Origin of the sequence: Streptomyces sp. 3214.6 (assembly GCF_900129855.1) — a bacterium.
Classification (GTDB): Bacteria; Actinomycetota; Actinomycetes; order Streptomycetales; family Streptomycetaceae; genus Streptomyces; species Streptomyces soliscabiei.
The window spans coordinates 607,907-629,806 of record NZ_LT670819.1 but is presented as its reverse complement, the minus strand read 5'-3'; the positions used below and the strand labels follow the sequence as shown (position 1 = coordinate 629,806).

At 72.0% G+C, this 21,900-nt stretch carries 21 protein-coding genes; 8 read left to right on the top strand and 13 right to left on the bottom strand.

The features are described from left to right. Positions 1-132 precede the first annotated feature (132 nt). Complete coding sequence (locus B5557_RS02670; protein ID WP_079657575.1) at positions 133-1,257, bottom strand: CapA family protein; 1,125 nt, start codon at positions 1,255-1,257, stop codon at positions 133-135. Positions 1,258-1,345: 88 nt separating this feature from the next. Here B5557_RS02670 and B5557_RS02665 point away from each other — a divergent pair, with 88 nt between their 5' ends. Then, positions 1,346-2,758: an RtcB family protein gene (locus B5557_RS02665; protein ID WP_079657574.1), complete on the top strand. Its 1,413-nt coding sequence runs from the start codon at positions 1,346-1,348 to the stop codon at positions 2,756-2,758. Positions 2,759-2,829: 71 nt separating this feature from the next. On the opposite strand, the gene B5557_RS02660 is transcribed toward B5557_RS02665, so the two are convergent. Together B5557_RS02660 and B5557_RS44735 are read right to left on the bottom strand one after the other, a co-directional pair. After that, entirely contained in the window at positions 2,830-3,285 is a 456-nt protein-coding gene (locus B5557_RS02660; RefSeq protein ID WP_079664552.1) for an archease, read from the bottom strand. An 8-nt stretch (positions 3,286-3,293) separates the two neighbouring features. After that, on the bottom strand, positions 3,294-3,626 hold the full coding sequence (locus tag B5557_RS44735) for a hypothetical protein (protein ID WP_443031331.1): 333 nt from the start codon (positions 3,624-3,626) through the stop codon (positions 3,294-3,296). Positions 3,627-3,759: 133 nt separating this feature from the next. On the opposite strand from B5557_RS44735, the gene B5557_RS02650 reads away from it, so the two are divergent. Continuing rightward, positions 3,760-4,449, top strand: a complete 690-nt coding sequence (locus B5557_RS02650; RefSeq protein WP_079657572.1) for a dienelactone hydrolase family protein — start codon at positions 3,760-3,762, stop codon at positions 4,447-4,449. A gap of 21 nt (positions 4,450-4,470) precedes the next feature. Further along, positions 4,471-5,121 carry a phosphoribosyltransferase gene (locus B5557_RS02645; protein WP_079657571.1) on the top strand — a complete coding sequence of 217 codons (651 nt, stop codon included), beginning with the start codon at positions 4,471-4,473 and terminating at the stop codon, positions 5,119-5,121. Between the two features lies 1 nt (position 5,122). On the opposite strand, the gene B5557_RS02640 is transcribed toward B5557_RS02645, so the two are convergent. The 7 genes from B5557_RS02640 to B5557_RS02610 all read right to left on the bottom strand — a co-directional run bounded on the left by B5557_RS02640 (position 5,123) and on the right by B5557_RS02610 (position 14,495). Then, positions 5,123-6,859, bottom strand: coding sequence for an RICIN domain-containing protein (locus B5557_RS02640; RefSeq protein WP_079664551.1), 1,737 nt, complete (start codon positions 6,857-6,859; stop codon positions 5,123-5,125). An 89-nt stretch (positions 6,860-6,948) separates the two neighbouring features. Continuing rightward, a complete protein-coding gene (locus tag B5557_RS02635) occupies positions 6,949-9,075 on the bottom strand; it encodes a beta-galactosidase (RefSeq protein ID WP_079657570.1) in 2,127 nt (708 codons plus the stop codon). Between the two features lie 37 nt (positions 9,076-9,112). Then, positions 9,113-10,042 carry a carbohydrate ABC transporter permease gene (locus tag B5557_RS02630; RefSeq protein ID WP_079657569.1) on the bottom strand — a complete coding sequence of 310 codons (930 nt, stop codon included), beginning with the start codon at positions 10,040-10,042 and terminating at the stop codon, positions 9,113-9,115. After that, entirely contained in the window at positions 10,039-10,908 is an 870-nt protein-coding gene (locus B5557_RS02625) for a carbohydrate ABC transporter permease (RefSeq protein WP_079657568.1), read from the bottom strand. Before B5557_RS02625 ends, B5557_RS02630 begins: the two co-directional genes overlap by 4 nt. Position 10,909: 1 nt before the next feature. Beyond that, positions 10,910-12,307 carry an ABC transporter substrate-binding protein gene (locus B5557_RS02620; RefSeq protein ID WP_079657567.1) on the bottom strand — a complete coding sequence of 466 codons (1,398 nt, stop codon included), beginning with the start codon at positions 12,305-12,307 and terminating at the stop codon, positions 10,910-10,912. 325 nt (positions 12,308-12,632) lie between these two features. Further along, positions 12,633-13,775, bottom strand: coding sequence for a LacI family DNA-binding transcriptional regulator (locus B5557_RS02615; protein WP_079657566.1), 1,143 nt, complete (start codon positions 13,773-13,775; stop codon positions 12,633-12,635). Between the two features lie 144 nt (positions 13,776-13,919). Then, complete coding sequence (locus tag B5557_RS02610) at positions 13,920-14,495, bottom strand: hypothetical protein (protein ID WP_231976230.1); 576 nt, start codon at positions 14,493-14,495, stop codon at positions 13,920-13,922. A 253-nt stretch (positions 14,496-14,748) separates the two neighbouring features. Between B5557_RS02610 and B5557_RS45850 the strand changes: the two genes are divergently transcribed. The 3 genes from B5557_RS45850 (at position 14,749) to B5557_RS02600 (ending at position 16,327) form a co-directional block, all read left to right on the top strand. Continuing rightward, positions 14,749-15,240 carry a DUF2264 domain-containing protein gene (locus B5557_RS45850; protein WP_331716817.1) on the top strand — a complete coding sequence of 164 codons (492 nt, stop codon included), beginning with the start codon at positions 14,749-14,751 and terminating at the stop codon, positions 15,238-15,240. A 119-nt stretch (positions 15,241-15,359) separates the two neighbouring features. After that, the gene (locus B5557_RS45845) at positions 15,360-15,812 is read left to right on the top strand and encodes a hypothetical protein (protein WP_331716816.1); all 453 of its coding nucleotides are present in this window, start codon (positions 15,360-15,362) and stop codon (positions 15,810-15,812) included. A 62-nt stretch (positions 15,813-15,874) separates the two neighbouring features. Continuing rightward, the gene (locus B5557_RS02600) at positions 15,875-16,327 is read left to right on the top strand and encodes a flavodoxin family protein (RefSeq protein WP_079657565.1); all 453 of its coding nucleotides are present in this window, start codon (positions 15,875-15,877) and stop codon (positions 16,325-16,327) included. A 52-nt stretch (positions 16,328-16,379) separates the two neighbouring features. Here B5557_RS02600 and B5557_RS02595 read toward each other — a convergent pair whose 3' ends face one another. Continuing rightward, positions 16,380-16,847 carry a hypothetical protein gene (locus B5557_RS02595; protein ID WP_079657564.1) on the bottom strand — a complete coding sequence of 156 codons (468 nt, stop codon included), beginning with the start codon at positions 16,845-16,847 and terminating at the stop codon, positions 16,380-16,382. 444 nt (positions 16,848-17,291) lie between these two features. Between B5557_RS02595 and B5557_RS02590 the strand changes: the two genes are divergently transcribed. Next, positions 17,292-19,562, top strand: coding sequence for a M4 family metallopeptidase (locus B5557_RS02590; RefSeq protein WP_079657563.1), 2,271 nt, complete (start codon positions 17,292-17,294; stop codon positions 19,560-19,562). Positions 19,563-19,659: 97 nt separating this feature from the next. Here B5557_RS02590 and B5557_RS02585 read toward each other — a convergent pair whose 3' ends face one another. Next, on the bottom strand, positions 19,660-20,364 hold the full coding sequence (locus B5557_RS02585; protein WP_231976229.1) for a hypothetical protein: 705 nt from the start codon (positions 20,362-20,364) through the stop codon (positions 19,660-19,662). Between the two features lie 170 nt (positions 20,365-20,534). Between B5557_RS02585 and B5557_RS02580 the strand changes: the two genes are divergently transcribed. Beyond that, on the top strand, positions 20,535-20,807 hold the full coding sequence (locus B5557_RS02580; RefSeq protein WP_079664549.1) for a hypothetical protein: 273 nt from the start codon (positions 20,535-20,537) through the stop codon (positions 20,805-20,807). A gap of 33 nt (positions 20,808-20,840) precedes the next feature. On the opposite strand, the gene B5557_RS02575 is transcribed toward B5557_RS02580, so the two are convergent. Next, positions 20,841-21,887, bottom strand: coding sequence for a cytochrome P450 (locus B5557_RS02575; RefSeq protein ID WP_079657561.1), 1,047 nt, complete (start codon positions 21,885-21,887; stop codon positions 20,841-20,843). Positions 21,888-21,900: the final 13 nt, after the last annotated feature.

Below are 21,900 nucleotides of genomic sequence, written 5' to 3'. Positions count from 1 at the left end.
ACCGGCGGTGACCGGGCGCGGACGCGGGGTGAGCCCGCACGACAGCGCCGACGCTACTGCCGCCACCGGCGCGATCCGGCCGCGCCACGCCTCCTGTCCCCCGTCAGAGGAGGCGGTGGCGCCGCGCACACCTCACGGATCGCGCGGGGCCCCGGGGCGCACCAGGGCGAGTGTGCCGTCCGGGTCCAGGGTGATGCGGACGCCGGCACTGATCCGGTCCAGCGTCGCGCGCAGCCAGGCCCGGTCCGCGTCCGGCGCGGGTTCGAGCCGCATCCGCCGGGCCCGCAGGGCCGCCATCCGCAGACCCGCCAGCCGTCCCGTGGCCGCGGCCACCTGAACGAGGTAGGCGATCCGGAGGTCGTCGCAGTACTCCTCGTAACCGGAGATGCCCTCGTAGTCGTCGACGAAGTCCCCGCAGCCATACAGGACGAGCCGATCGCGGTACACCTCGACGGGGCGCGGATGGTGCGAGGAATGGCCGTGCACGAGGTCGACGCCGCCGTCCACCAGGGCGCGCGCGAAGCGGATCTGGTCGCGGGGGACGCGGTACCCCCAGTTGGCGCCCCAGTGCACCGACACGACCGCCAGATCGCCCGAGCGCTTGGTCCGACGCACATGCCGGACCACCGCCGCGGCCGTGTCCGCCGACAACTCGGGCAGATAGGAGACGCCGGGCACGGTCGGGCTCGCCGCCCAGTCGGCCGGTACGCCGCTGGACCGCGCCGCGAGTGCGAACACGAGCACCCGGCCGCCACCCGGGAGGGGCACCACGGCGGGCGCGTAGGCCTCGTCCGGGGCGCGTCCGGCCCCCGCGGTCCGCAGGCCCGCACGGGTCAACGAGTCGAGCGTCTCCTCCAGACCGGGCCGGCCGAAGTCCAGCACATGGTTGTTGGCCAGGACGCAGACGTCCGGCCGGACGGCCGTGAGGGCGGGCAGGTTCGCCGGGTGCATCCGGTAGTGGACCGCCTTGCCGGGCGCGAAGGCGTCACAGCGCGTCACAGCCGTCTCCAGATTGACGATCCTGACGTCCGGGTCGGCCTGCGCCAGCAGCCGCAGCGCCTCGCCCCACGGCCAGGAGGGGGCGACGGGAGCGGGTATCGGCCCGTTGACGGACTCCGCCAGCCGGACGTAGTCCCGGGCGTCGCCGACGTAACCCTCCCGCAGCCGAGGACTGCCGGGATGCGCAAGGATCTGATCGACACCGCGCCCGAGCATCACATCGCCGCACAGGAACAGCGTCACCACAGCGCCGCCCATGTCCCCACGGTAACCCTCCCGCGCATGCGTGGCGGCGGTCGGGCCCGGGTACCCCGAAAGGGCGCACGCGAGCCGCTGGAGGGCCGCGATGGAGCTGATCGAGGAGCGTCCCTACCGCTTCCGCATCGAACCCCGGGGACGGATGCGGGTGCCCGGCGTGGTCTTCGCCTCCCGCGCCCTGCTCGCCGACGCCCAGCAGTCACTGGAGCAGGTCGTCAACGTGGCCACCCTGCCCGGGATCGTCGCCGCCTCGTACGCCATGCCGGACATCCACTGGGGCTACGGCTTCCCCATCGGCGGCGTGGCCGCGACCGACGTCGACGACGGCGGCGTGGTCTCGCCCGGCGGGGTCGGGTTCGACATCTCCTGCGGGGTGCGGCTGCTGGCCGCCGACACGGACGCCGGCACGCTCCGGCGCGCGCTGCCCGCGGTCATGGACGGCCTGGACCGGGCCATCCCCCGCGGCGCGGGACCCGGCGGGGTGTGGCGGCTCACCGGCCCCGGGCAACTGGAGCGGATCCTGCGGGGCGGTTCCCGGTACGCCGTCGAAGAGGGGTACGGCGAGCAGCGCGACCTGCTGCGCTGCGAGGACGGCGGGGCCGTCGCCGACGCCGAGGTGCGCCAGGTCGGCCCGCGGGCCAGGGAGCGCGGCCTCGGACAGGTCGGCAGCCTGGGCTCCGCCAACCACTTTCTGGAGGTGCAGCGGGTCGCCGAGGTCTACGACGAGAGCATCGCCGCGGCGTTCGGGATCGCGCCCGGCCAGGTGTGCGTGATGATCCACTGCGGCTCGCGCGGGCTCGGCCACCAGATCTGCACCGACCACGTCCGGGCGATGGACCGGGCCATGGCCCGCTACGGCATCACCGTGCCCGACCGGCAGCTCGCCTGCACCCCGGTGGACTCGCCGGAGGGGAAGGCGTATCTGGGCGCGATGGCGGCGGCCGCCAACTACGGCCGCGCGAACCGCCAGTTGCTGTCCGACGCGGCCCGCCGGGTTTTTCGTGACGCGGTAGGGGCCTGTCTCTCCCTCGTGTACGACGTCTCCCACAACCTCGCCAAGACCGAGAGCCACACAGTGGACGGCAGGCGCCGCAGGCTGTGCGTGCACCGCAAGGGCGCGACCCGCGCCTTCCCGCCCGGTCATCCCGAACTTCCGCAGGATCTACGGGAGTTCGGGCAACCGGTGCTGATTCCCGGCACCATGGGCACGGCCTCGTACGTGCTCGCCGGAGTGCCCGAAGGCGGCGCGTTCTTCTCCACCTGCCATGGCGCGGGCCGGGTGATGAGCCGGCACCGGGCTGCGCGCACGGTCACCGGGACGCAGGTGAGGGCCCGGCTGGAGGCGGAGGGCATCGCGGTGCGTCCCCGGTCGTTGCGTGGGCTGTCCGAGGAGACCCCGGAGGCGTACAAGGACGTGGGCGAGGTGGTGGCGGCGAGCGAGAGAGCCGGACTGTGCCGCACGGTCGCCCGGCTGGTGCCGCTGGGAGTGGTCAAGGGCTGAACACCCCGCCTCGGCCTACCGGCCGGCACCTCGCCGACACCACGCCCCGCCCCGCCCGGACCTCCGGGCCGTCACACGTCGACCGTCACCGCGCACGACCAGCCGTACGGGCCCGGCCCGATGTGCAGCTCGTGCCACGCGACGGCCTTCGGCACCGAGCCGACGATCTCCACCTCCGACAGCGCCGCGACCGCCAGCCGCACATCAAGGCCGTCGTCCATGGCCACCGCCTCCAGATCGACGGGCACCTGACCGTGCACCTCCAGCCGATAGACGACCTCGTCGAGCAGCGCCACCAGCAGATCGTCGTCGGCGGCCTCGGCGAACTGGACCCGCTCCACGGCCGTGGGCCGCACCGCCGTGACGTCGGCGAAGCACTCCACCATCCCCAGCGCCGCCTCCACCAGACAGCGCTCGCGGCTCGTGCCCCATGCGTCGACGCGGATATCGGCGGTGTGCGGCACCGTCCGGTGCCCGCTCTCGCCCCGCCGCCGCGCCTGAATCTCGTCGTCCCCGTCGCCGACCATGCCCGCCGTCACCTCTCCCGACCCGATGCGTCGGCCGGGGCGTCCGGATCGGCCGGCTCGCCCGACGCCGTCGCGCGGCCCGAGCCGCCCACCCGCGGCCTGCGGTGGCGGCGCCGACGCAGGGCCGCCCCGCTCGTCGCCACCGCCAAGCCCAGGCTGAACAGGAGCGCCAGTGCCAGACCGGAGCTGAAGACGGCAAGCGTGTTCATGGTGGCGATGTGGTGACCGAGCACCGACACGCTGTACTCGGGGCCGCCGGACAGGTTGTCGGCGATCACCAGGCAGGTGAAGGCACCGGTGGCCGCGAGCAGGAGCAGCCCGACGAACAGCATCCTGGTCATCTCCCCGCAAGAGTGCTTCGACGCCCCGAGTACCCCGGTTGGCCGGCCGCAGTCTGGATACCCGGAAGGAGTCCGGACGGGCCGGCGAGGCCCCGCAAGGCCCCGGCGCGCCGGGGAAAGAAGATGACGAGCGATGATCACCCAACTGGTCCGGGTGCCCGTCGACGCCGCCGCGCTGACGGGTGACCTCCTCCTGCCGACGCCGGCCCGGGCCGTGGTGCTGTTCGCCCACGGCAGCGGCAGCTCCCGGCACAGCCCCCGCAACCGCATGGTCGCCGCCGAACTGCGCACCGCCGGGCTGGGCACCCTGCTGGTCGATCTGCTCACCGAACGCGAGGACGCCGAGGACGCGGCGACGGGGGTGTACCGCTTCGACATCGCACTGCTGGGCCACCGCGTCGTCGCCGTCCTCGACTGGCTGACGGCCCAGCATGACACCGGGGCAGTGCCCTTCGTGCTGTTCGGCGCCAGCACCGGCGCGGCAGCGGCGCTGGTGGCCGCCGCCGAGCGGCCGGAGCGGGTCCTGACCGTGGTGTCACGCGGCGGACGGCCCGACCTCGCGGGCGCGGCCCTGGAGCACGTACGGGCACCGGTGCTGCTCCTCGTGGGTGGCCGGGACCCGGAGGTGCTGCGACTGAACCAGGAGGCGGCCCGGCGGCTGCATGTCCCGCACTTCATCCAGGTGGTGCCGGGCGCCACTCACCTGTTCGAGGAGCCCGGCGCGCTGGAGCAGGTCGCCGAGGTGGCGAGGCAGTGGTGCGAGGACTGCCTGAAGTCCGCACCGCCGCCGACGCGCGGAGCGCCCGAGACGGGGGAGGACTGACCGGAAGGAGCGGCGGTCGCCATGCAGTTCCGTGATCGACGACAGGCCGGAGGGAAACTCGCCGACGAGCTGCGGACCCGGCAGGAGCAGGGCGCCCTGCCCGACCCCATTGTGCTCGCCCTGCCCCGCGGCGGCGTCACCGTGGCCGCCGAGGTCGCCCGGGTCCTCCACGCCCCGCTGGACGTGCTCGTCGTACGGAAGATCGGCGCCCCCTTCCAGGAGGAACTCGGCGTCGGCGCGATCACCGGTGACGACGAGGCGCTCTTCGACGACGACGTCCTCGGCAGGCTGGGCCTCAGCAGGAGCCGGCTCGCCCCGGTGGTGGAGCGGGAACGCACCGAACTGCGTCGCCGTGAGGGGCTGTACCGAGAGGGCCGACCCGCCCCCGACCTGCGGGGACGTACCGTGATCGTGGTCGACGACGGGCTGGCGACCGGCGTCACGGCGCGCGCCGCGCTGCGGTCCGTATGGCGGCGCGCGCCGCGGCGCGTCGTGCTGGCGGTGCCGGTCGGCGCGCCGGAGGCGGTGCTCCTGCTGCGCGCCGAGGCCGACGACGTGATCTGCCTGCACCAGCCGGCCCACTTCATGGCCGTGGGCCTGTGGTACGAGGACTTCCAACAGCTCACGGACGCGGACGTACTGGACGCCCTGCGTACGGCCGCCCAGCGGTGATCTACTCCACGAGCTCCCAGTCCTGGGAACCGTCGGTGAGCGCGCTCTGCAAGGTGAGCTGTGCGCCCGCGGACGCACCGGTCAGATACAGGCTCGTGTTCTTGACGGACTGGAGTTTGTAGAACCCGTCGCTGGTTTTCACAAGGTTCCAGCTGCCGGTGGCGCTGTTGTCGACCCACTGTCCGATCTTCTGGCCGGCCGTCGCGTTGCCCGTCCAGATGGCCGCGGCCCGGCCGCCCGACTTGTTCAGCAGGCTCACCCCGCCGTTCGGTTCGGTTACCACATGCCAGTACTGGGTGTCCGCGTTCGCCGCCGACCCCGGTGCCTCCAGCCGGACGTCGGGCACGTCCGCGTTGCCGATGTTGGCGTCGTTGGTCTTGTTCCCGGTGCCGATCACCTGGTCGGTCCTGCGGTTGACCAGTTGGTAGTAGGGACCGTCCGAGTGGCCCAGGTCGACCTCGGCGTACGCGATCGTGGAGGTGCCCTGGTTGTTGAGGATCGCGATATGGCCGGTGCCCTCGACGTACTGAAGGTCGCGGCTGTAACCGGCCGCCGACGTCGTCTGGTACTCCTTCCAGGCGCCGTTGCTGCGCCCGCTGTCGTTGACCCACACGTTGCCGCTGCCGGCCGCGTTGTAGACCAGGCGCCCGCCGGGCAGCCTGATGAGGACCGGGCTGCCGCCCGTCGCGAGGGCGCGGGAACCGGTGTCGAGCGGCAGGGAGGTGACGCCGGTGCCCGTCGCGGAGCTGGTGTAGAACTTCAGCGGGTCGTCGGCGAGGACGTACTTGGTGTTGACCCCGCCGCCCCAGTACTCGAAGGTCAGAAGCCATGTGCCGTCCGTCGTGCGGACGACGTTCGCCATGCCGGGCCGCCCGCCGCCGATCTCCGTCTTGCCGCCGCCCAGGTCCTGGGTCAGCCCGGCGACGTCGACGACGGGGGCGCTCCACGCGGCACTGCGGCCGTCCCAGGTCCGGTGGGCGAGGATCTGGCCCTGCGAGTCCGCGGCGGTGTCGTTGGCGGGGTCCAGGGTCGCGACGCCGGTGGTCGCGTCGAAGCCGGTGTAGTCGTTCTCGTCGGAGTAGTAGCAGACGAGCCGGCCTTTGTAGACCATCAGGTACGGCTCCCAGACGGGGTCCACCTGCTTGTTCGTGTTCGCACCCGCGATGTTCTGCCCGACAGCGCCCGCGCTGCCGCCCTGCCAGCCGCCCGTCGCGACGACGTTGACGACCTTCCACGACGCACCGTCGTCGGTGCTGGAGTACAGGGCGATCGCCAGGTCCTTGCGGTCCCCGTCGTTGGACGGCGTCCAGTTCGGGTCGGCCGCCTTGTGCTCCTTGTAGTAGTAGTCGTCGCCCGACACGACGGTCGCCAGCAGCAGCGTGCCCTGCCTCAGGTTCCCGACGTCCTGCGGCAGCACATAGAGGTACGGGTTGGTCCAGTTGCTCGTGTACTTCGCGTACCGGGGGTCGCTGGACAGATACGCCGGAGCTTTGACCTCCGACAGCGGCTGCCACGTCGTTCCGTGGTCGTCGCTCTTGTAGACCGGGAGGGTCTGCTGGTCCGCGCTGCCCGTCGCCGGCACGACGGTGGACTTCTCGAACGACGCGATCAGTCGTCCGTTCGGCAGTTCCGCCGACTTCGGGTAGATCGCGCAGTTGCCGCGCCCCTTCAGACACGGTTCGCCGCCCAGCTGGTACAGGATTCCGCCCGTCGGGTTGTACGCCTGCGCCGTGGCCATCGGGATCACCAGCAGTGCCGACGCGGCGGTGAGGCCGCCCAGCGTTCGGGCGAGTCTTCTTCTTTGCACAGCCCCTCCTTGGGGGTGGGTCAGGCGTGGAGGACGCGTACGTCCCACGGGCCGAGGTCCAACGCCGCGCCCGCGGGGACGCGGGCGCCGGTCAGGGCGTCGAAGAGGTCCACGGGCACGGGGACGCTCACGGGTTCGAAGCTCCAGTTGTGGACGATGTGCACGCGGCGTCCGTCGGGCGCGGCGCCGGTCGTCGCCGTGACCGAGACCGGGAGCGCACCCCAGGCGTGGCGTGCCGACGGGGTCAGCCACTCGGCCAGGCCGCGGGCGAGGTCACGGCCGGGCACGGTCCCCACGTAGGTGACACGGCCCTCGCCATGGCGGCGGGTGGTGACCGCGGGCCAGCGGCCGAAGTGGGGGTGGTCGTAGCCGACGAGTACCTCGGCGTCGGTGACGGTGAGGCCGTCGGCCCAGCGCGTCGCCGTCGCGCCCTCGGGGACGTGCAGCGGACTGCCCGGCGCGGGTCGTACGGGGACCTCCCGCACGAGGTTGCTGAACTCGTCGTAGGCCACGCCCGCCGCCTCGGTGAGGCGTCCCGGCGCCGCCTCGGCCCGGGCCCGGGCCTCCTCGTCCGCGTAGCCGGTGCGCGGGCCGAGGACCAGATGGCCGCCGGCATGGGCGTAGGCGGCCAGCCAGTCGAGGGTCGAGTCGGTGGCCAGGTACAGCGCCGGCACGACGAGCACGGGATGACGGCGGACGGCCTCCTCGGGCGTCAGCCCCTCGCGCTCGCCGCGCGGGTCGTGCAACTGGCGGGCGTGCACGATGCGGACCTGACGGCCCGCGTCGAAGGCGCCCCGGTAGAAGGGGTCGAAGATGCGGTGGTAGGCGGCGGGGTCGGGCGAGCCGTCCGGCTTGGCGAGCGGCGGGTACTTCTGCATGAGCCACTTGCTGGGCGTCGAGTAGACCATCGTGATGTCGGCGTCCGGTTCGAGCCCGGCGACGAGCGGGCCCGCCGCCTCGAACTCCGCGCCCAGCCGGGCGAGTTCGGCGTACGTCCGGCCCGGCCGGCCGGTGTGCGGGAGGATGCCGCCCCAGTAGGTCTCCGCGCCGAAGTGCAGCGTGTGCCAGTGCCAGTACTCGATCATGCGTGCGCCACGCGCGACCAGCGCCCAGGCGGCCTGCCGCCACTGGCCGTCGTAGGCCGGCCGGTTGTCCCAGGGGAAGCCGATGGACCCGGCGTTGGTCTCGGTGACCAGGAACGGCTCCTGGCGGGAGGAGAACATCCAGTCGGCGGTCTGGTACAGCGCCCAGGTGCCGGTGGTCTGCCAGATCTGCTCATGGCCGTCGGGCGTGGGGTCGGGCAGTTGCAGCGCGTCCTGCATGCCGTAGTACGGGTTGCCGGAGGCGATGTCGAGCGGGTCGGTCAGCTCGTCGTCCTCCACCGCGGGGCGGGTGTAGGAGATGCAGGTGGTGACGAACTGCTCGGGGCGGGCGTACTCACGGACGATGTCGGCCTGCCAGCCGATGAACTCCGTGACCTGACGGGCCTGGAAGGCGCGCCAGGCGACGTCGTACTGGGGCTGTGCGTTGCCGTCCGGGGTCCACAGGTCCGACCAGCTGGACAGGCGGTGGGACCAGTACACGAGCCCCCACTCGCGGTTGAGGGTCTCGACGTCGCCGTACCTCTCGCGCAGATGGTCCACGAAGCGCTGGAAGACGCCGTGGTTGTGCAGGAGTTCATTGCCCGGCTCGTTGTCCACCTGGAAGCCGATCACCGCGGGGTGGTCGGCGTACCGGGCGACGATCTTCCGGATGACCCGCTCGGCGTGGAAGCGGAACGCCGGGTGGGTGAAGTCGACCTCCTGCCGGGCGCCCCAGCCGATCCGCTCACCGGTGCGCCGCTCACCGGTGATCTCCGGGTACTGGCGGGCCAGCCACGGCGGGACGGCGTACGTCGGGGTCCCGAGCACGACGGAGATGCCCCGCTCATGGGCGCCGTCGAGGACCGGCTGGAGCCAGTCGAGGTCGAAGACGTCGTTCTCGGGCTCCCAGGTCGACCAGACGGACTCACCGACCCGGATGACGGTGACATGCGCGTCGGCCATCAGGTCGAGGTCGGTCTTGAGGCGTTCGCCCGGCCGTTCACAGGGCTGGTACTCGTGGTAGTAAGCGGCGCCGAACAGGACGCGGGCGGGCAGTTCCGCCATGAAGGGGACCTCCGGAGGAGAAGTGACGTGAGGGGGGTTACTGCTTGACGCCGCCGGCGGCCAGGCCGCTCTGCCAGTACCGCTGGAGCAGCAGGAACGCCACGACGAGCGGGATGATCGACAGCATGGAGCCGGTCACGACCAGGGCGAGCATGTCGCTGCTGGTGCCGGCTCCGCCGTTCTGTGCCTGCGCGGCCCAGGAGGAGAGGCCGACGGTGACGGGGTACAGGTCCGGGTCGTTCAGCATGATCAGCGGCAGGAAGTAGTTGTTCCAGGTCGCCACCAGCGTGAACAGCAGCACCGTCACCAGACCGGGGCCCAGCAGCCGCAGCGCGATCCGGAAGAAGATCCGGGCCTCCCCGGCGCCGTCGATGCGGGCGGCCTCCAGCAGGCTGTCGGGGACGGCGTCCTGGGCGTAGATACGCATCAGGTAGAGGCCGAACGGGTTGACGAGCGAGGGCAGGATGATGGCCCAGGGGGTGTTGACCAGCCCCGCCTTCGCGAAGAGCAGGTAGGTCGGGATGGCCAGGGCGGTGGTCGGCACCATGACCGCGCCCAGGACCAGGTTGAAGGCGGCCCGGTCGCCGCGGAAGCGGAACTTGGCGAACCCGTACCCGCCGGCGGCCGCGAGCAGCGCGGCCCCGAGCGCGCTGACCCCGGCGTACATCACCGTGTTGAGCAGCCAGTGCACGAAGACGCCGTCGTCCTGGGTGAGGGTCTGCCTGATGTTCGTCAGCAGTTGCGGGGCGTGCGAGAACCACAGACCGAAGCTGTTGAACAGGTCCTGGGTGCTCTTGGTGGAGGCGATCAGCAGCCAGCACAGGGGGAGGAGGAAGTAGGCCAGGGCGGCCAGCATGGCGATGGTCAGGGGGGTGCTGCGGCGGGCCGCGCGCCTTTTCGAGGGAACGCCGGCCGTCGGCACGGCCGCCGTCGGTGCCACCGGTGTCGCCGGCGTTGTCGTCGTCACGGGGTCCTCCGGCGGTTCGCGGTGAGCAGGACGGCGTAGGAGGCGACCACGATGACGAGGCCGAGGAGGAAGGACACCGTGGCCGCGTAGTTGACCTGCTGGCCGGTGAAGGCGAGCGTGTAGGCGTAGAGGTTGGCGGTGTAGGAACTGCTGATGACGTCCGGCGCGATCTTCATCAGCAGGTTCGGCTCGTTGAAGAGCTGGAAGCTGCCGATGACGGAGAACAGCAGGGTGAGCAGGAGCGCCGGGCGCAACGCCGGCAGCTTGATCGACCAGGCGATGCGCCAGGCGCCGGCGCCGTCCATCGCGGCCGCCTCGTACAGCTCGCCGGGGACGGTGCGCAGCGCGGCATACAGGATGATCATGTTGTAGCCGACGAACTCCCAGGTCACGATGTTCGCCAGGCTGGCGAGCATCCAGCTGTCACCGAGGAAGTCGGGGACCGGGAGGTCCAGTTTCCGGCCGAGCTGGGCGAACGGGCCGAAGTCGGGCCCGTACAGGTAGCCCCACATGAGCGCGGCGACCACGCTCGGGACGGCGTACGGCACGAAGATGCCCAGCCGGATCACCCGGGCGAGCCGCAGCAGCCCGCTGTCGAGCGCGAGCGCGAACAGCAGCGCCAGCAGCAGCATCACCGGCACCTGGATGAGGAAGAACAGGGCCACGCGGCCCACGCCGTGCAGGAGTTGGGGGTCCTTCAGGGCCTGGACGTAGTTGTCGAGGCCGACGAAGACGGTTCCGCCGATCAGCCGCTCCTGGAAGAGGCTGAGGTAGGCGGCGTAGGCGAGCGGGGCGAGGAAGAGCAGGAGGAACAGCACCATGAAGGGTGCGACGAACAGCGGTCCTGCCGCCCGACGACGGCTCATCTCAACTCCCCTTGACCGTAAAGCCCTGGCCCTTGGCGTACGTGGTGAGCCGTGACTGCCAGGCGCCGAGCGCGGCGACGGTGTCGGACTTGTCGGCGAGGGACTTGCCGACGGTCTCGGTCCAGTCGGTCGCCGCCTGGTCGAGGAACGGGGGCCACTGGAAGGAGGAGTTGACCGTGGAGCTGATGTCGGCGAAGACCTGGTTGACCTTCTGGCCGCCGTAGAACGCGGGCGCGTCGCCGGTGAACTGGGCGTCCGTGAGGAGTGCCTTGGTCGCCGGGAAGAAGAACTGCTCGGTGGCGAACATCTTCGCGCTCGCCGGGTCGCTGTTGAGGAACTGCGCGAACATCGCCGCCGCGATCGGGTTCTTGGTCGAGCGGATGACCGCGGTGGTGGAGCCGCCCCAGTTGCCCGAGCTGGGCTTGGCGGTGTCCCACTGTGGCAGCGGGGCCGCCCGCCACTTGCCCGCGGTGGCCTTGGCGGAACCGGAGAGGAACACGGGCCCCCAGGCGGCGGTGATCCAGGTGGCGTACTTGCCCTTGTTGAGGGCCGCGTACCAGGAGTCGGTGAAGTCCGGCTCGACGCCGATGACCCCTTCCTTGGCGAGCCCGCCCCAGTACGCGCCGAGCTTCTTGGAGGCGGCGTCGTCGACGCTGATCGTGATGTCGCTCTTCCCCGACGTGACGTAGGGCTTCGCGCCCGCCTGCCACAACAGGCCGTGCCAGGCGGCCACTTGGTTGGCCGCGAGGTTGGTGAGGTAGACGTCCGGGTCGGCCTTGTGCAGCTTGCGGGCCGCCTCGGCGAACTCGTCCCAGGTCTTGGGCACCTGGATGCCGTGCGCGTCGAAGATGTCCTGCCGGTACAGCATGCCCATCGGGCCGGTGTCCTGGGGGATCGCCCAGATCTCGCCGTTCGTTCCGCTGACCTGACCCCACGTCCAGTCGACGAACGTGGACTTGAGCGCGGAGGCGCCGTAGGGCCGCAGGTCCAGCAGGCTGCCCGTGATCGTGAAGGTCGGGATGGCCTGGTACTCGATCTGCACCATGTCGGGGGCCCCGCTGCCGGCCTTCAGCGCCGTACGCAGCTTGGTGTACTGCGGGGTGCCCTGGCCGGCGTTGACGACCTTGACCTTGACGGCCGGGTATTTCGCCTCGAAGAGCGCGACCTCCTTGTCGATGTTCGGGACCCAGGTCCAGAACGTCAGCTCGGTCGGCGTCTTCATCGCCTTGTCGATGTCGGCCTGGCCGACCGGCTTGCCGGCGGCGGAGGAGCCGCCCGAGTCGTCACCGCCGCAGGAGGTCAGGGCGGCGCCGAGCGACAGGGCGCCGGCCGTGGTGAGGAACAGCCGACGGCTCATCGCGGAGCTGCCGGACAGGGGTGAGGACGTGATTCTGGGCATGGTGAACTCCCGCCGGAGGCGAATGTCACGGCACGCCTGGCGACGGCGTGCGGGGGCGTGGTGAAGCAGGGAGGGAAGACAGGCAAGACGTGCTGAGAGACGTGCTGCGAGGAGAGGGGGAGCGAAGGTGCGAAGGACCTTGCTCGGGGCCCGCTGCGTTCAGGGGCGGCGGCTCGGTGCGGCCCGATGTGGTGCGGGCGACGGGGCGCTCGGGGAGGACGCGGGCGCGAGGGGTACGGCGGCTCGCTTTCGGATCACGCGCACGGCCATGGGTGCTGGTTGCTGGGTGCGTTCGGCCGGCCTCGGTCGGGCCGATCCGTGTTCTTCAGTGCCCGGTGGAGGATCCTCCGTTCGGTAGCGGCTCGCTGGACGTGCCTCTGCGCGACCGGGAGGCGGGACGCCGTCCGCGCGCCGGGGTCGTCCGGTGCGCGGGAGGCGCGGTCGAGGTGCGGACGACGAGGTCGACCGGTGGGTCGCTCGCCGGCAAGGGCTCGGCGTCCGGGTTCTCGATGGCGTGCAGCAGACGCTTGAGTCCCTCCTGCGCCACGGCGTCGAAGGGCTGAGGCACCGTGGTCAGCGGAGGAGACACATAGGCGGCGACCGGAATGTCGTCGAATCCGACCACGCTGACGTCCTCCGGCACCCGCCGCCCGGCCTCCGTCAGCGCGCGGATCAGACCGATCGCCATGTCGTCGTTGGCGGCGAACACCGCGGTGACGTCGCCGTCCGCGGCCAGTGCGCGTCCCGCCGCGTAACCGGACGCGGCCGACCAGTCGCCCTCGACGACCTGCGGTACGTCCCTGCCATGGGCGGTCAGCGTCCTCCGCCAGCCTTCCAGCCGGTCCCGGGCGGCATACCAGCGCTGTGGTCCGGCGAGGTGATGGACCGTCATATGGCCGAGGGCCAGCAGGTGTTCGGTGGCGGCGCGGGCCATCTGGTCGGCTCCGTCGCCCGCGGTCAGCACCATGGGTGCCTCGACGGGGGACGGCGCGCCGAGGACGAGGACGGGCACGTCGACGCGGAGGGTGACCTGACCGTCGTCCGTCTGCTCGTCGATCGGCTCGGAGATGACGATGCCGTCCACGCCCTGGTCGAGGAGCGAGTCCACGGCTCCCGCGATGCCCGCGGGGTCGCCCTCCACCGTGTTGACCACACGGAGTGCGTATCCGGTGTCCCGGACGGCCCGCTCGACGCCCATGAGCAGGGTGGCGGGGCCGTACAGGGCCGTGCCCAGCGTCACCACGCCGATGGAGCGGGTGCGCCCCGACGCCAGGGCACGGGCGGCGTTGTTGCGCCGGTAGCCAAGTGTTTCCGCGGCTTCCAGGACGCGTCGGCGCACATCGGCGGAGACGTACTGCTCGTCGTTGAAAACCCGCGAGACCGTCTTCTGGGAGACGCCGGCCAGGCGGGCCACGTCCACGCTGCGCGGCGCGGCGGAACTCCCGCCCCGCCCTGTTCCTCGCGTCATGGTGTCTCCCGTACGGCCGGATGTTCATACCGATGATGACAGACGCCGACTGCATGACTGCGCTGTCATGTCTGCGCTGTCATGTCTACGCAGTCATACGACGGTCGTCAAGAGTCGGGGACGCATCCGTGACCAACACGGAAGTCAGTTCGCCGGCAGCCACTTCTCCAGGGCGTCGATGAGACGGTCGAGCGCGGGCTCCTCGGCGGAGCGGTCCGTCATGACCGTACGGCCGCCGAACCGAAGCGTGTACTGGAACATGTCGGCCGCCCCCGTGTTCCTGGTGACCGCTGGGACGTCGGCGAGCCCGGGATCACCGAGCAGGGTGCGCAGGCTCGTGAACTGGGCCGTCGTGGTGCGGCGCACCGCGGACCCGCCCCGGTCGGCGGTCCGGACGGTGCCGTCGCCCCGCAGCACGACCTCCCGGTTCACCCCGGCGAAGCCGCCGCTGACGGTCATGGTCACCAGCTTCTGATCCGGGCCGGTGACCGGCACCGGCGACGGCCTCGTGGACGCCGGCGCCGAAGCGGAGGGGGAGAGGGAGGGCGAGGGCGACGGCGGGGAACCGGGAGAGGTCGACGGCGGCGGTGCGGAGGCGGCGGTCACTGTGGGGTGCCCGGTGTCCGCAGGCTCCGCCGAACCCTCGCCGCCCTCGGAGGAGCAGCCGACCAGGACCAGCACACCGACCGCGCACACCATCGCCGAACTCCGGGTGAGCACCACGCACTCCTCGCCTCGTCGACACCTGAACAACCGTCATGTCAGGGTGCCATGCTGTGAGTTCCGCCGTCTGCAAGGAAGGACTGTCCCACCCGGACGGCCATCCGCTCGACACGGTCGAGTCGCGGCAGGTGCATTCAGCACCCCCCGATCCACGTCCTCGGCCCACTGACCTGCCGCCCGTTTCCCGGCACTGGTCGCTGTCGCCGAACACGACGGACGAGGGTCGAATGGCCGTCGGAGGGGAGTGGACATGACCGAGGTGCGGAAGATCGGACGCCGGGGGTTCGTCGCCGTGACAGGTCCGGCGCTGACGGGCGGGGCGCCGGCACGGGCGGCCGAGGCGGGGCGGGACGTCGGGGTGCGCCGCTCGCCGGACGCGGTGGCCTTCACGCACGTCACCCAGCCGTACTCGGGACCGGCGTCCCCGTACTGGGCGAGCAAGGCCTTCCTCGGTCTGCTCCTGCCCGCCGACCACCCCGTGTGGACGGCACGCGAGGAAGCGGGGCCCGTCGACACCGCCGACCGGCGCCTGGCCCTGCCCGCCCCGGGATGGCTGCTGCACTCCACGGCCGCCGATGGAATCGTCCGCCTCGTCAACTACGGCGCCGACCGGCTTCCCCCCCGCCCGCCGCGTCCGACGACAGCCCGCACTACACGGGCTTCGCCTACTCCTCCGCCACCGCGCCCCAGACCCCACCCCCCGGCGAACCACCAGGACCCGACAACCGCATCGCTCTGCTGACCCCGAGCGGCCCCTCCCGCCGCGGCCGTATCCACCCGCTGTACGCGTCCGGCCGGCGCGCCGCGTCCTGGCACACTCCGCTCGGCCCGGACGGCGACGAGCGCCCGCACCTCACCACCGTGAGTGTGGTCCACGGACCGTGGGAGGTCCGGGTGCACCGCGTCGCCGCGCCCGCCGGCACGCCGGTCCGCGAAGGCGGCTGGGCGGTGGCCTGCGACGACGCTCCGCCCGCCGCGCAGACCGGTGAGGTCTGGGCGCAGGCCCGCCGTGCCGACGGCCTGACCTCCGCCCTCGTCGGCCTGCTCGGCTGGGACGACGCCACCGCCGAGGTGGCGCGGGCCCGCGGCCACAGCGCCTACGGCGAGCACTCGGCGGTCCCGCTCCTCACCACACCGCACCCGGGCGGCACGCTGCTCCTGGCGACGCTGGTGGTCCTCTCCGCCGACCCGCTTCTCCCGGCGGACCACCGGGCGGGCGCCCATGCCGTCCCTTTCGCCGACGGCGCCCTGGAGATCCGCTTCTTCCCGGACGGCGCCACCGAGGCCGTCACCCCGCCGGCCGGTCCGGGGTGAACGTCGGCGCCGCGCGCGTCGCCGCTTGCGGCCGGCCCGGGGAGCGGGCAGGGTTCCGTGCCGTGGCCACCTTGCTGATCGTCCATCACACCCCCTCGCCCAACTGCCAGGCGCTCTTCGAAGCGGTCGTCTCGGGCGCGAAGGCTCCCGAGATCGAGGGCGTCCGCGTCGAACGGCGGGCGGCCCTCGCCGCGACCGCCTCCGACGTCCTGGCCGCCGACGCCTACCTGCTGGGCACCCCGGCCAACCTCGGCTACATGGCGGGCGCGCTCAAGCATTTCTTCGACCAGGTGTACTACCCGTGCCTCGACACGACCCGCGGCCGGCCCTTCGGCTACTACGTGCACGGGGGCAACGACGTCACCGGCGCGGTACGCGGCATCGAGGCCATCACCACGGGCCTGGGCTGGCGTCGCGCGGCCGAGCCGGTCACGGTCACCGGGGAACCGGGCAAGTCGGACCTGGCGGCCGCCTGGGAACTGGGGGCGACGGTGGCGGCCGGCCTGCTGGACTGACCGGCCGCGGTGGATCACGGCAGGCGGGTAGGGCAGGACGGCCGGCCCGGGCTCAGTTCCACAGCGGATACGTCACGACACGTGCGAACTGCGCCGGCCTGGCCCCGGGGTAGGTCAGGCTGATCCGGCTGTAGTGCCGCACCTGCGGGTTCTTCTTCCAGGACTGCGGCCGGTCGAGCTTCACCACGACGGCGTACGGGTGGAAGGTGCCCGCCGCGCAGTACGGGTCGCAGTCGTTGACGACGTTGACTCCCGTGGCCCGCGCCGAGTTCGAGCCCCAACTGTTCCAGTGCAGTGAGACGAGACGGCTGTTGCCGTCGCCGCACGCCAGGATGAAGTCCCTCGGCCGTACCTGTGTGTGCAAGAAGCAGTCGACCAGGACGGGATCCGTTGCCTTGTGCACCGCGGCCTCGCGCACCGTGGGCGGTGACGCGGCCGGTGCCGCCGAGGCCGAGCCGACGGCCGCCGTGAGGCCCAGCGCCGCACACAGCATGACCGCTGTTCTCGTCGTGTGTCGCATCTCCGCTCCCGCCCGCCCGGCCCGGGACCCGCCGGTGTGCCGCGCCCCGGTGACGTTCTCTACCGACGCTACGACGACGAACGCGGCGCGACCACTCGAACGCGCCGTCGCTCCGGCCCTGCGACGACGGAAACGGTTCGTCGGGCCGGGGGAGCCGGGTGTGCACCCCGGCTGAAAACGTGCGCCTAGCAGACCGAATCCCCAGAAGGTCATGGTCAATTCAAGCCGTTGTTTTGGCATTCCCATGACAAAGCTGTGCACGGAGTGCCACTCTGCTGCCGAAGTTCACCATTCCTTCACGCCCGCATCATGCGGCGCACCTGTCATTCACCCCCCACCTCCTTCCACCCGCCTGTCGTGCAGCGCTCCGGACCGGCCCCACCCCGCCGGCCCGCCCCACCTCGGCCCCATCACCGGCCGACCGTCGCACAGAAGGAGAACCCGTTGCCCCGGCGACACCGCCCCACCCTCCGGCGCAGACGCGCCACCGCCCTCGCGTTGACGACCATCGGGACCCTGCTGGCCCTGGGCGCCCCCACCGGCACCGCCGGTGCGGCTCCGGCCGACCCGGGCCCGTCCAGGATCACCGCCACGCCCCGCGCGGGCGCCGCCGCGACACCCCTGTCACCGGCCCGCCGCGCCTCGCTGATCAAGAGCGCGCAGACCACGTCCGGCACCACGGCCCGGCAGCTCGCCCTCGGCGCCCAAGAGAAGCTCGTCGTGAAGGACGTCATCCAGGACGCCGACGGCACCACCCACACCCGCTACGAGCGCACCTACGCCGGACTGCCCGTCCTCGGCGGCGACCTGGTCGTCCACCACAAGAGCGGCCGCACCACCGTCTCCAAGGCGAGCGGGGCGACCCTCACCGTGCCCTCCCTCACCCCGAAGCTCTCCGCCGCGAACGCCACCGGCAAGGCCCTCGCGGCCGCCAAGAGCGCCGAGGTCAAGGGCTCCGCGACCGCGAACGCGCCCCGCCTCGTCGTCTGGGCCGGCGCCGGCAAGCCCGTCCTGGCCTGGGAGACGGTCGTCGGGGGCGTCCAGCAGGACGGCACACCGAGCGAACTCCAGGTGGTCACCGACGCGGCCACCGGCAAGCAGCTCCTCGCCGCCGAGCAGGTGGAGACCGGCACCGGCACCGGCCAGTACACCGGCACGGTCCCGCTCGGCACGACCCTGTCGGGATCGAGGTACCAGCTCACCGACGGCGGCCGCGCCGGACACAAGACGTACGACCTCAACCAGGGCACCTCCGGCACCGGCACCCTCTTCACCGACGACAACGATGTCTGGGGCGACGGCACACCGTCCAACCGCCAGACCGCCGGTGTCGACGTGGCCTTCGGCGCCGCGGCCACCTGGGACTACTACAAGGACGTGTACGGCCGCAACGGCATCCGCAACGACGGCGTCGCCGCCTACAGCCGCGCCCACTACGGCAGCAGCTACGTCAACGCCTTCTGGCAGGACAGCTGCTTCTGCATGACCTACGGCGACGGCTCAGGCAACACGCACCCGCTGACCGCCCTCGACGTGGCCGCCCACGAGATGAGCCACGGCGTCACCGCCGCCACCGCCAACCTGACCTACTCGGGCGAGTCCGGCGGTCTGAACGAGGCGACCTCGGACATCTTCGCCGCCGCCGTCGAGTTCCACTCGAACCTCGCCGCCGACCCCGGCGACTACCTCGTCGGCGAGAAGATCGACATCAACGGCGACGGCACCCCGCTGCGCTACATGGACAAGCCCTCCAAGGACGGTGACTCCGCCGACAACTGGAGTTCGAGCCTGGGCGGCCTCGACGTCCACTACTCCTCGGGTCCCGCGAACCACTTCTTCTACCTGCTCTCCGAGGGCAGCGGCGCCAAGACCGTCAACGGCGTCGCCTACGACAGCCCGACCTACGACGGCCAGGCCGTCACCGGCATCGGCATCGAGAACGCCGCCGCCATCTGGTACCGGGCGCTGACGACATACATGACCTCGTCGACCAACTACGCGAGCGCCCGCACCGCCACCCTGTCGGCCGCGGCCGACCTCTTCGGCGCCTACAGCCCCACCTACCTCGCCGTCGCCGACGCCTGGGCCGCCATCAACGTCGGCAGCCGCATAGCCCTCGGTGTCAACGTCGCCCCGATCGCCGACCAGGTCAGCGGTGTCGGCCAGGCCGTCAGCCTGCAGGTGGACGCCTACACCACCAACACCGGCGCCGGCCTCACCTACGAGGCGACCGGGCTGCCCGACGGTCTGAGCATCAGCCCGAGCGGACTGATCTCCGGCACGCCGACCACCCTCGGCAGCAGCGACGTGACCCTCAAGGTCACCGACAGCACCGGCGCGTCCGTCTCGGACACCTTCACCTGGCGGATCGCCTACATCTACGCCAACGCCACCCGCGTCGACATCCCGGACAACGGCGCCGCCGTGGAGTCGCCGGTCACCATCGCGGGCCGCGACGGCAACGCCTCCGCCACCACCTCGGTCTACGTCAACATCGTGCACACCTACCGCGGTGACCTGACCGTCGACCTCGTCGGGCCCAACGGCACCGTCTACTCCCTGCTCAACCGCAGCGGCGGCTCCGCCGACAACGTCGACCAGACCTTCACGGTCGACGCCTCCGCCCAACCCGTCAACGGCACCTGGAAGCTGCGCGTCCAGGACCGTGCGTCCATCGACACGGGCTACATCCAGCGCTGGCAGCTCACTCCCTGACAGCAGACCGCCTGACACCGCCGCCCGGGTCTCACGAGGCCCGGGCGGCGGCGCGTGTCCGCGGACGGTGCAGCCGGGCGGCCGAGGCCGCCGGGCCTCACATACGCCTGGGCGTGGGGACGACTCCGCCCGCGACCTGGGCCAGGGGCGTGCCGCGCGCCCACAGCCGAAGCCGGGGACCGTCGATCAGATACGTGCGGCCCTCGCGCGCGGCCCACACCTCGTCCCGATGCGTGAACGTGCCCCGGTGCACGACGAGTCGCAGCGGCGGACCGGCCCGGCCCCGCGCCGGCATCCGGGCCCGGCAGGAGCAGGCCGACTCCTCGTCGGGCAGCGGCTCGGCCACCGGACGGAACGCCACGTCGAGCAGCAGACCCCGGCCGTCACGAGCGGCGAGATGGAGGGTGTCGTGCCGAGGGGGCGGCAGCACCCGCCAGCCGTCCCGCCGGAGCATCCGGGCCACCGCGACCACCAGCGCGGGCATGTCCAACTCGGCCAGCTCCTCGGCGGTGTAGTACCCACCGCGCCGCCGGGCCGGCCGCCGGGACCGACGCCGTACGATGACGGCGACGACCGCGAGGGGCACGAGGAGCAGCGCGCCGGCCCGGCCGCCGAACGCGCGGGAGACCAGCGCGAGTCCCGCGACCGCGGCGCACGTGACGGCGAGCAGGGCGGCGAGGGCCGGCAGCACTTCGCGTAATCGAGGCCCGTCGCGGCCCGAGGCCCGCAGCTCTCGCACGGTCCGCCGACGCCTGGCCCACGCCGACTCACCGGCTGACGCCCGCTCCCGCCTGCGTGCCATCAGGGCCCCCCACCCCTCACACAACGACGTGTATGGAGTGGATACCCGCTGAGTCGGGGCATGCCCTTGGACGCCACGTTTCCGCCACCGGCTTGGCCGAAGAACGCCGACAGGGGCCGCAGCGCGAGGGCGCCGGGCCGTTGTCAGTGGTGGATGACAGGCTGCTGGTCATGGACGAGGTTGAGTTCTTGCGGGGCCGGGTCTACGGCGCCGACCACGACGACGCCGGCCCCCGCCCGGACCGCCGGTACGCGCACCTGGTGGGCGGCCCGCTGGACGGGCTGCTGCTGGACATCACGGACCGCTCCGACCACGAGCTGCGCGAAGTGGCGCTGACCACGGAGATAGGCCGCTACGGGCCCGGCGGCCACGCCCTGTACGAGCGGCGAGGCACCGCCGACCGCCGGTTCGACTGGCGCGGCGACGCCCCGGGCACCCCGTGAACCACCCGGCCCGTGAACTCCCCCTGCTTTTCGCTACCTGGAGAGCATGCGGACGTCGACCACACCCATCAGGCCGGCCAGCGGAACCCTGGCCGCCGTCTGCCGGGGGTCGGGTGCGAGTCCGTTGTGCCGGGCGATGTCGAGCAGCCGCTCGGCCAGCGGCAGCACCATGTGGCGCCCCCAGCAGCGTTCGCTCGCATGCCCGAAGGGGAGGTATCCGGGAGCGGTGTCCGGGTCGAGGTCGTGCCACCGCTCGGGGCGGAAGACATGGGGGTCGTCCCACAGCGCGGGGTCCCGGTGGGACAGCAGCGGCAGCATCAGGACGTCGTCGTCGGCGCCGATGCGCTCGTCGAGGGCGGTGAACTCGGGGGAGGCGACCCGCAACACGTTCCAGGACACCGGCAACAGCCGCAGCGACTCGTGGATGATGTGCCGGTTCGGCGTGCCGGGAGGGAAGGGAGCCCCGAGCCACAGCGCGTTCGCGACCAGCGCCGCGACCGTGAAACACACCGGAGCCGCGGCCCGGCGGTACATGCCCATGGCGTGCCGCCGTTCTGCGTATGTCGCAGCCTCGGCCGTGCACGCGCCGAGCCGCGAGGTCCGCGCGAGCGCCCCGCCGCGCCCCGGCAATGCGGCCCCCACGCCGATGACTGTCCAGGTCAGCTTGGGCGTCCACTCCAGCCGCCGGTCGACGAGCACCTTGAGCCGGCGCGGGTCACGCCCGAAGACGGTGTCCCGCAGATAGGTGTGCGCCATCCGCGGCCAGGTCCCGGAGAGGTCGGTGGACAGATCGGTGGGTTCGGCGAGCGCCGCACGTACGTCCTGGCCCACGGCCCGCATCAAGGCCGAGGCCTCGGTCCGCGGGATCGCCCGGCCGAGCAGGGGCTTGAAGGTGGGCCGTTCGAAGTCGTTCGCCGGCCGGGTCGCCATGACCTGCTCGATGAGTCCGGCGCAACCGACGCCCACCGTGCCGGGATCGAGTCGGAACACCTTTTCCCCGAGGTGATCGTCCAGCAGGGAACGGATTCGCGGGGCGAATTCGACCCTGCGACGCTGGGTGAGAGAGGGCGACGACGGCATGGTGTCTCCACAT

What these genes read in the sequence shown, in the direction of transcription:
- B5557_RS02580 (WP_079664549.1), top strand. Translation starts at nt 20,535, where the DNA reads ATGGACGAGGTTGAGTTCTTGCGGGGCCGGGTCTACGGCGCCGACCAC.
- B5557_RS45850 (WP_331716817.1), top strand. Translation starts at nt 14,749, where the DNA reads ATGACCGAGGTGCGGAAGATCGGACGCCGGGGGTTCGTCGCCGTGACA.
- B5557_RS44735 (WP_443031331.1), bottom strand. Translation starts at nt 3,626, where the DNA reads ATGACCAGGATGCTGTTCGTCGGGCTGCTCCTGCTCGCGGCCACCGGT.
- B5557_RS02595 (WP_079657564.1), bottom strand. Translation starts at nt 16,847, where the DNA reads ATGCGACACACGACGAGAACAGCGGTCATGCTGTGTGCGGCGCTGGGC.
- B5557_RS02645 (WP_079657571.1), top strand. Translation starts at nt 4,471, where the DNA reads ATGCAGTTCCGTGATCGACGACAGGCCGGAGGGAAACTCGCCGACGAG.
- B5557_RS02640 (WP_079664551.1), bottom strand. Translation starts at nt 6,859, where the DNA reads ATGGCCACGGCGCAGGCGTACAACCCGACGGGCGGAATCCTGTACCAG.
- B5557_RS02575 (WP_079657561.1), bottom strand. Translation starts at nt 21,887, where the DNA reads ATGCCGTCGTCGCCCTCTCTCACCCAGCGTCGCAGGGTCGAATTCGCC.
- B5557_RS02585 (WP_231976229.1), bottom strand. Translation starts at nt 20,364, where the DNA reads ATGGCACGCAGGCGGGAGCGGGCGTCAGCCGGTGAGTCGGCGTGGGCC.
- B5557_RS02670 (WP_079657575.1), bottom strand. Translation starts at nt 1,257, where the DNA reads ATGGGCGGCGCTGTGGTGACGCTGTTCCTGTGCGGCGATGTGATGCTC.
- B5557_RS02615 (WP_079657566.1), bottom strand. Translation starts at nt 13,775, where the DNA reads ATGACGCGAGGAACAGGGCGGGGCGGGAGTTCCGCCGCGCCGCGCAGC.
- B5557_RS02665 (WP_079657574.1), top strand. Translation starts at nt 1,346, where the DNA reads ATGGAGCTGATCGAGGAGCGTCCCTACCGCTTCCGCATCGAACCCCGG.
- B5557_RS02635 (WP_079657570.1), bottom strand. Translation starts at nt 9,075, where the DNA reads ATGGCGGAACTGCCCGCCCGCGTCCTGTTCGGCGCCGCTTACTACCAC.
- B5557_RS02625 (WP_079657568.1), bottom strand. Translation starts at nt 10,908, where the DNA reads ATGAGCCGTCGTCGGGCGGCAGGACCGCTGTTCGTCGCACCCTTCATG.
- B5557_RS02660 (WP_079664552.1), bottom strand. Translation starts at nt 3,285, where the DNA reads ATGGTCGGCGACGGGGACGACGAGATTCAGGCGCGGCGGCGGGGCGAG.
- B5557_RS02650 (WP_079657572.1), top strand. Translation starts at nt 3,760, where the DNA reads ATGATCACCCAACTGGTCCGGGTGCCCGTCGACGCCGCCGCGCTGACG.
- B5557_RS02620 (WP_079657567.1), bottom strand. Translation starts at nt 12,307, where the DNA reads ATGCCCAGAATCACGTCCTCACCCCTGTCCGGCAGCTCCGCGATGAGC.